Below are 6,736 nucleotides of genomic sequence, written 5' to 3' on the forward strand. Positions count from 1 at the left end.
CACGGCGACGACGGCCAGCGAAGCCCCCACCGGCACGTGATACCACGGCATGATGAGCATCTTGCTGCCGATGAAGGTGAGCACCATGGCCAGGCCGTATTTCAGCAGATGGAAGCGGTCAGCCACGTCGGCCAGCAGGAAATACAGCGCCCGCAGGCCCATGATGGCGAAGATGTTTGAGGTGAAGACGATGAAGGGGTCGGTGGTGATCGCGAAGATCGCGGGGATGGAGTCGACGGCGAACACGATGTCCGTCGCCTCGACCACAACCAACACCATCAGCAGCGGCGTCGCCAGCCACCGGCCGCCCTCCTTGACGACGAAGCGGGCGCCGCGGTAGTCGGAGGTGAGGGGGATGAAGCGCCGGAACACCTTCATCACGGGGTTGCGCTCGGGGTGGATCTCGCCGCCGCGGTGCAGCAGCAGCTTGACGCCGGTGAAGAGCAGGAACGCGCCGAAGACGTAGATGATCCAGTGGAAGCGGTGGATCAGCGCGGCGCCGGTCACGATGAACAGCGCGCGCATGACCAAGGCGCCCAGGATGCCCCAGAACAGGACCCGGTGCTGGAGCTTCGCCGGCACGGCGAAGAAGGAGAACAGCACGATGAACACGAACAGGTTGTCGACCGAGAGCGCCTTCTCGAGCAGGTAGCCGGTCAGGAACTCCAGCCCGTGGACCGCGCCGAAGTGGTGCCAGATCCAGGCGTTGAACAGCAGGGAGATGCCGATCCAGACCCCCGACCAGATCAGCGCCTCGCGGACGTGGATCTCGTGGGCCCGACGGTTGAAGATCCCGAGGTCCAGCGCCAGCAACACCAGCACGAACCCGATGAAGCCGGCCCAGAGCGCCGGCGTCCCGACCGAAATCCCCTCCATGTGCACCTCGCGTTGGTCCGCCCCCCGCCGCGGCAACCGCGCCGCCGGCGGGCCGGTACCCAAGATAGGGCCGGGGCGCCCGGCGGGAAACGGCGATCTTCCCCTTCGCGCGGACCCGGTCAGGGCACGAGCAGGATTTTCGTCGACGTCGATCCGCCGCGTCCGGTCATTTCGGCCACGTAGGAGCCGGCGGCGGCCCGGCGCCCCCCGGCGTCGCAGCCGTCCCAGCGCAACGCGTGCGTCCCGGCGCCCAGTTCTCCTTCCAGCAGGACCCGCACGAGCCGGCCGGCGAGATCGTGGACGGTCAGACGAACGCGCTCGGGGCGGTCGAGCCGCCAGCGCAGCGTCGTGGAGGGATTGGCCGGGTTGGGCGAGGCGAGCAACACCGCCGCCGCTGCGGGCGCGGGCTCGTCGACCGCGGTGGCCGCCGTGAACTCGTAGCAGCCCATGTCGACCTGCGCCCCTTGGCGCCGGACGCGCCCGGCGAGGTCGAACTCCGGCAACCAGCTCGACGCCGACGCGACGTCCCCCGCGTCGCGGCAGGGGGACGCAGCGCTCGGGTCGCCGGGGCCGTGGACGGCGGGCCGGAACAGCGGGTCCAGGTCCAGGCCGCCGAGCCCCTCGCCGTAGCCCTGGACGTCGCTGTACCGGATCTGGCAGGCCCGCGGTTCGAGGATCTGGTAGAGGTCGTGGTGGTTGGTCGCGTTGCCCCAGACCACGCAGCCGACGTAACGGGGGCGGCTGTGGTAGTGGTCGACGCCGCCGGCGGTGCGGTCGAAGACCTCCGGGTTGAGCACGCGGTTGCCGATCACCGTGACGTGCACCAGGCGGGGGGAGCAGAGTCCGGCGAACACCGCGCCGGCGCGGCTCCAGGCGACATTGTCGTGCAGCAGCGAGTTGACGAGCAGCGGCGCCGCGCCGTAGTGCACGGCCAGCGCGCCGCCGCGGTCGGCGCAGTTGTGGCGCAGGACGCAGCCGGAAACCTCGAGCCGCGAGCGGCCCACCACGCGCAGCGCGCCGCCGGCGCCGTCGAAGCCTTGCCCGCCCACGCGAGCCGCCCCGTCATCGAGGCCGAGGCCTGGCACCGCCTTGGCGTACTCCAGGACGCAGCCGCGCAGGAACGACGGCGGGTTCGCGGCCGGGACGTTCAGCAACGTGATCCCGTTCCAGCAGCCGACGGTGTCCTGGCTCGTGTCGAAGGCGCCGGGATCGGCGGCGGTCCAGACGACGGGCAGCAACGGCGTGCCGTGCGCCTGCAGGGCGCCGTCGCGCACCACCAGGCCGAAGTAGCCGGCGAAGCGGACCGTCACGCCGGCAGCGACGGTCAGCACGGCGCCGTCGCGCACCGTCACGTCCGCGGCGACCAGGATCGAGGCGGCGTCCCAGAGCGTGTCCGCGACGATGTCGCCGCCGACGGTCAGCGAGGCGTCGCGCGCGGGCGGGGGCGCGATCGCCGGCGCGGCGGCCCGCCCCGCGCGGACGTCGACGACTGCCGGCACGACGCGCGAACCGTACAGCGGCGCGTTCTGCGGCCGGAAATCGCCGTGCTCGGGATCGCGCAGTCCCGGGTCGAGTCCGAGGATGTTGTTGTGCGGTGCCGAACCGGCATCGTCCCACGGGGTGGGGATCACTCAGCTGTATTCTCAGAGGAAGCCGAAGTGGCGCAGCGGATCCTCGTTGGTGCGGGGGTCGGCGTGGTAGGTCCAGTTGTCGCGCACGTCGGGCAGCCCGAAGGCGCCCGTCTGCACCGACAGGCCGAAGGCCAGCCCCGTCGGCAGGTTGTTGCCGGTGATGCCGGTCCAGATCATCACGTCCTGGCCGACGTCGACGGGATCGACCACGAGGTTGCGCTCGCACAGCACGCCGGCGCCGGCGCCCTGCAGGCGGACGGCGTACTCCTCGGGCCGGTAGAACGTGCAGTAGCGCACCGAGCCCGACGGGACGCGGGCGACGTCGGGGCTGTTGTCGCCGACGAAGCGCACGCCCCCGTTCAGGACGATGCAGTCCTGGATGTCCAGGTGGTTGGTGCAGAACGAGATGCAGAGCTGCTCGCCCTCGAGGTCGAGGATGGCGCCGTTGCCGGCGATCATCACGTCGAGACCCAGCTCGGCGTCCTGGAAGCGCGTGCGGTCCTCGTCCCAGGTCGTGCCGATCATCAGGCCGCCGGTGTAGACACGGCCGGTCTCGAGTTCGAGGTAGCGGTCGTAGCCGCCCTGCGCGGGCGCCGCCTCGAAGACGGCCTGCAGGGGGAGCGGCGGCGGCGCGGCGGCGACCGGCGACGCGGCGAGGCACGCCGCGATCACGGCGCCGAACGACAGGCAGAATTTGCGCAACTCAACCATCTCCCGCGTGTTGGAGCAACTTCGAGTCTACCACAGCCGGCACGCGAAAGAGCCGGCGGATTCGCGATCCGCCGGCTCCGGCTACGGGCGAGAATTCCGACTCGATCAGTCGGCGAGTTCGCCGTTGTTCATGTGGGCGCCGTAGTGATGCCCGTTCAGGTTGATCGTCGCCTCGCCGGCGCCGAAGGTGATCGTGAACGAGCGTTCGATGTGGCGCTCGATGTAGTCCTCGCCGCGCTCGACGGTGATGTCGGCGACGTAGGTGCCGGTCAGGGTGCCCGACACGGCCTGGCTGAAGTCGTGTCCGGCGCCGCGCGGGACGGCCACGTCGATCAGTTCGGCGTCGAAGGCGCCGCTCAGGGTGCGCACGAAGCGCGGGGTCTCGAACCGGTTCGAAGCGTCGCGGCTGTAGACGCCGTTGATCGTCAGCAGGTCCGTGTTCACGCCGGTGACCACGAAGGCGGCCGACAGCGCGTCCAGGTTCTGCTCGAAGCGCAGCGTGCGGTGGGTGCCGGTGCCCGAGACGATGTTGAACTCGGCCGTGCGCGCGGTGTCGGTTCCCACGACGCGGAACTGCTGGGCATGGCGTTCGGCGTCCAGGAAGCGCAGCGTGTACACCCGCGTGATGGCCGCGTAGGGCGTGCCCTCGGGGTCGCCGCGCTCGCGATCGACGGTGAGCGTCCAGATGCCGGTCGTTTCGTCGTAGTCGGCGTCGTGGAAGCGGGGACCCGGCAGGGACTTGTCGACTTCCAACCCGCCGACGGCCGAGGACAGGTCGGCGATCTGATCGGTCATGCCGCCGTTGTCGGTCGCGATGTCCGTCGCGACGACGCCGGCGGCGTCCTTGTCGGCGGTCGCGTACTCGTCGTTCGGCGAAGCGGGGTCGTCGTCGCCGCAGCCGGCCAGCATCAGGGATACGGCGAGCAAGGCGAGCAGGGTGATCCAGGTGGCGGGGGTGCGATGGGTCATCATGGCGGTCCTTCCGGTGCGGGGGGGGCGATTCGGGTTTCGGACGGACCATGCAAGGAGCTTGCCGAGGATTTGCGGACACGGCCGATCCATCGGTGAAATTATGTATCTACTATAATATCATTGCATTACGTCAGGATGTCGCACGTCGCCCGGTCACACCACCGGCCCCATCACGTACGATGAGGTACACACTAGCCCAGGCGGGTACGCCAGACTGTGGGACCGTCCCATCATATTGGAGGGCAAATTTGTTAATGATGATTAACAATATGTAAAATATACTTGACACAGCTCCTAGGGGGCCTCATCCATGGTCCCATGAAAGATGACCTCCGCACCGAAGTCCGCCGTCTGCGCTTCCAGAACGGCGAGATGACCCAGGAAGAGCTGGCGTCGAAGGTCGGCGTGAGCCGCCAGACGATCATCGCGATCGAGAAGGGCAAGTACAACCCCTCGGTCGGTCTGGCACTGCGGATCGCGCGCGCGTTCGGCGTGCGCGTCGAGGACGTGTTCGCGCTCGAGGACGAAGAACTGCTGGAGGCCCGCGATGACGAGATTGGCTGACCGGATCGGCTGGCACCCGACCACCGCGACCCTGATCGGCGCGACCCTGGTGATCGGCGGCATCCTGCTCGCGGAGATCAGCTGGTGGTTCGTCGCGCTGTCGGGAGTCGGCGCCTTCGGGCCCGGCATCCTGCGAGAGCTGGGCTGGCTGCGCGACAACGACGAGTTCGCCCGGCGCGCCGCCCAGCGCGCGGGCTACCACGCCTACCTGGCGGCCGGACTCGCGGCCTTCGTGATGATTGCCTACATCCGCTCCGGCGAACGCCACCTGAAGCACCCGGAGGAGCTGTCGACGCTCTTCCTGGTCCTGCTCTACTTCACCTGGCTGCTGAGTTCGCTGCTGTCGTTCTGGGGGGCGCGGAAGGCCGCGTCGCGCATCCTGATCGGCTTCGGGATCGCCTGGCTGATGTTCTGCGTCGCGGACAGCTGGCAGCAGCCGCTGGGGCTGCTGATGCACTCGCTGGTGGCGGCGCCCTTCTTCCTGCTGGCGGCGCTGGCGCGGCGCTGGCCGCGGATCGCGGGCGCGCTGCTGGTCGGGGCCGGCGTGTTCTTCTACGTCTTCTTCGACTTCTACTCCGACCAGCGCGGCGGGCTGATCAACAACAGCGTGACGGCGGTCCTGCTGGTGGGACCGCTGGTGGCCAGCGGGGCGGCGCTGCTCGGAGACCGGGAACGCCACGCGGCCCAACCGTGAAATGACACCGTGGCGAATACCCTGATCGCACCGTGCAAAGGGAGGGCCTGACCATGAAAAACCTGCTGATGTCCGCATGGATCCTCACATTCGGCGTCCCGGCCGTCGCAACGGCCGACACGGCGTCGCTCGAGATCGCCCGGGAGGCGTTCGACCTTCGTCTGGCCGGTCGGGTGGACGACGCGGTCCAGCGGTTGGAGGCGGGGCTGGCCGCCGATTCGACGCAGGCGGTCCTGTTCTACGAACTCTCCCGGACCAGGATGTTCCTCATGGAGTTCGAGGGCATGCAGGCCGCCATCGAGAAAGCCGTGGCGCTCGCGCCGGACAACGCCGACTACCACTACTTCGCCGGTCTGGCGACCGCCTACTCGCTCATCAACGCGGCGCACCGGGGCCGAGAGGAGCAGGCCAAGCAGTTCGCGGGCAGCATCATCGAGGAGCTGGAGTCCGCCCTGCGCTGCGACCCGGACCACCACGAGGCCAGATGTTTGCTGGTTCAGCAGTTCTCGGTCATGGCCGAGGAGATGGGCTGGGACATGGAGCGGGCGCGGGAACACGCCGGGATCCTGGAAGGAAAGGACCCGGTGATGGGGGTGAAGGCGCGCGCCAACCTGATCCCGGAGGACCAGAGAGCGCAGCTCTGGGAGAGGGTGGTCGAGGAGTACCCTGATCGATCTCTCGCCTGGTACGAAGGCTGAGACGGCTTCTTCGGCTTGGGGAATCTCGACCGGGCCGCCGAGTGCGTCGACAAGGCGCTGGCGATGGATCCCGGGCGGAACGACATCCTGCTGGGTCTGAGCACGGCCTTTGTCATGGCCGGGAACCTGGACCGGGCGGAGGCGCTCGTCCGGCGCTACCTCGAGATGGACCCACCCCTTCCCCTGAAGGCGTTCGCTTGGGCGCGGCTCGGACAACTCGAGCAACGCCAGGGGAATCTGCCCGAGGGAGAAAAGCTGATGAACGCGGCGGCGGCCATGGACCCCCATCTCTGGCGCGGGTTCATGCCGCCGCCGGCGGAGATCTTCACCCGGCCCTGATCCCGAGCGGGGCGGCTCGCCGTTCGCGCACGGAAGTCCGGCTCGCGCGCCTGCCGCCTCACTCCGTGTAGGTCGCCGCCACCTCCCTGATCCCCCGCGCGCAGGCGGCACAGAACGACTTGAGCCCCTTGGTGAACATGATGCAGTCGAGCTGCGCGCGGTACATGCCCTCGTTGCAGTAGCCCGCACCCTCGAAGGCGCCGACGACCCCTCCCAGGCCCGACTTCGCGAACCAGGCGTCGAGCTCACGC

9 protein-coding genes are annotated in these 6,736 nt (G+C 68.9%); 4 read left to right on the plus strand and 5 right to left on the minus strand.

The features are described from left to right. From Q7W29_04250 to Q7W29_04265, 4 genes are all read right to left on the minus strand, one after another. Positions 1-876, minus strand: an 876-nt coding sequence (locus tag Q7W29_04250) for a TerC family protein (GenBank protein MDO9171026.1), incomplete at its 3' end; no start/stop codon positions are given. A gap of 119 nt (positions 877-995) precedes the next feature. Continuing rightward, positions 996-2,507: a FlgD immunoglobulin-like domain containing protein gene (locus tag Q7W29_04255; protein MDO9171027.1), complete on the minus strand. Its 1,512-nt coding sequence runs from the start codon at positions 2,505-2,507 to the stop codon at positions 996-998. Between the two features lie 12 nt (positions 2,508-2,519). Then, positions 2,520-3,209 carry a hypothetical protein gene (locus Q7W29_04260; protein MDO9171028.1) on the minus strand — a complete coding sequence of 230 codons (690 nt, stop codon included), beginning with the start codon at positions 3,207-3,209 and terminating at the stop codon, positions 2,520-2,522. A gap of 114 nt (positions 3,210-3,323) precedes the next feature. Then, positions 3,324-4,187 (minus strand): hypothetical protein, encoded by an 864-nt coding sequence (locus Q7W29_04265; GenBank protein ID MDO9171029.1) that lies wholly within the window; start codon positions 4,185-4,187, stop codon positions 3,324-3,326. A gap of 321 nt (positions 4,188-4,508) precedes the next feature. Between Q7W29_04265 and Q7W29_04270 the strand changes: the two genes are divergently transcribed. The 4 genes from Q7W29_04270 to Q7W29_04285 are packed head-to-tail and all read left to right on the plus strand — an operon-like array spanning position 4,509 to position 6,485. Continuing rightward, a complete protein-coding gene (locus Q7W29_04270) occupies positions 4,509-4,754 on the plus strand; it encodes a helix-turn-helix transcriptional regulator (protein MDO9171030.1) in 246 nt (81 codons plus the stop codon). Further along, positions 4,738-5,448: a hypothetical protein gene (locus Q7W29_04275; GenBank protein MDO9171031.1), complete on the plus strand. Its 711-nt coding sequence runs from the start codon at positions 4,738-4,740 to the stop codon at positions 5,446-5,448. Before Q7W29_04270 ends, Q7W29_04275 begins: the two co-directional genes overlap by 17 nt. Before the next feature lie 53 nt (positions 5,449-5,501). Then, positions 5,502-6,146, plus strand: a complete 645-nt coding sequence (locus tag Q7W29_04280) for a hypothetical protein (protein ID MDO9171032.1) — start codon at positions 5,502-5,504, stop codon at positions 6,144-6,146. 15 nt (positions 6,147-6,161) lie between these two features. Further along, positions 6,162-6,485, plus strand: a complete 324-nt coding sequence (locus Q7W29_04285; protein MDO9171033.1) for a tetratricopeptide repeat protein — start codon at positions 6,162-6,164, stop codon at positions 6,483-6,485. A 58-nt stretch (positions 6,486-6,543) separates the two neighbouring features. On the opposite strand, the gene Q7W29_04290 is transcribed toward Q7W29_04285, so the two are convergent. Then, positions 6,544-6,736: M64 family metallopeptidase (locus Q7W29_04290; GenBank protein MDO9171034.1), on the minus strand; the 193-nt coding region annotated here is incomplete at its 5' end.

Source organism: bacterium (genome assembly GCA_030654305.1).
Classification (GTDB): domain Bacteria; phylum Krumholzibacteriota; class Krumholzibacteriia; order LZORAL124-64-63; family LZORAL124-64-63; genus PNOJ01.

Coding starts and splice junctions, on each gene's coding strand:
- Q7W29_04280 (MDO9171032.1), top strand. CDS start 5,502: ATGAAAAACCTGCTGATGTCCGCATGGATCCTCACATTCGGCGTCCCG.
- Q7W29_04275 (MDO9171031.1), top strand. CDS start 4,738: ATGACGAGATTGGCTGACCGGATCGGCTGGCACCCGACCACCGCGACC.
- Q7W29_04270 (MDO9171030.1), top strand. CDS start 4,509: ATGAAAGATGACCTCCGCACCGAAGTCCGCCGTCTGCGCTTCCAGAAC.
- Q7W29_04265 (MDO9171029.1), bottom strand. CDS start 4,187: ATGACCCATCGCACCCCCGCCACCTGGATCACCCTGCTCGCCTTGCTC.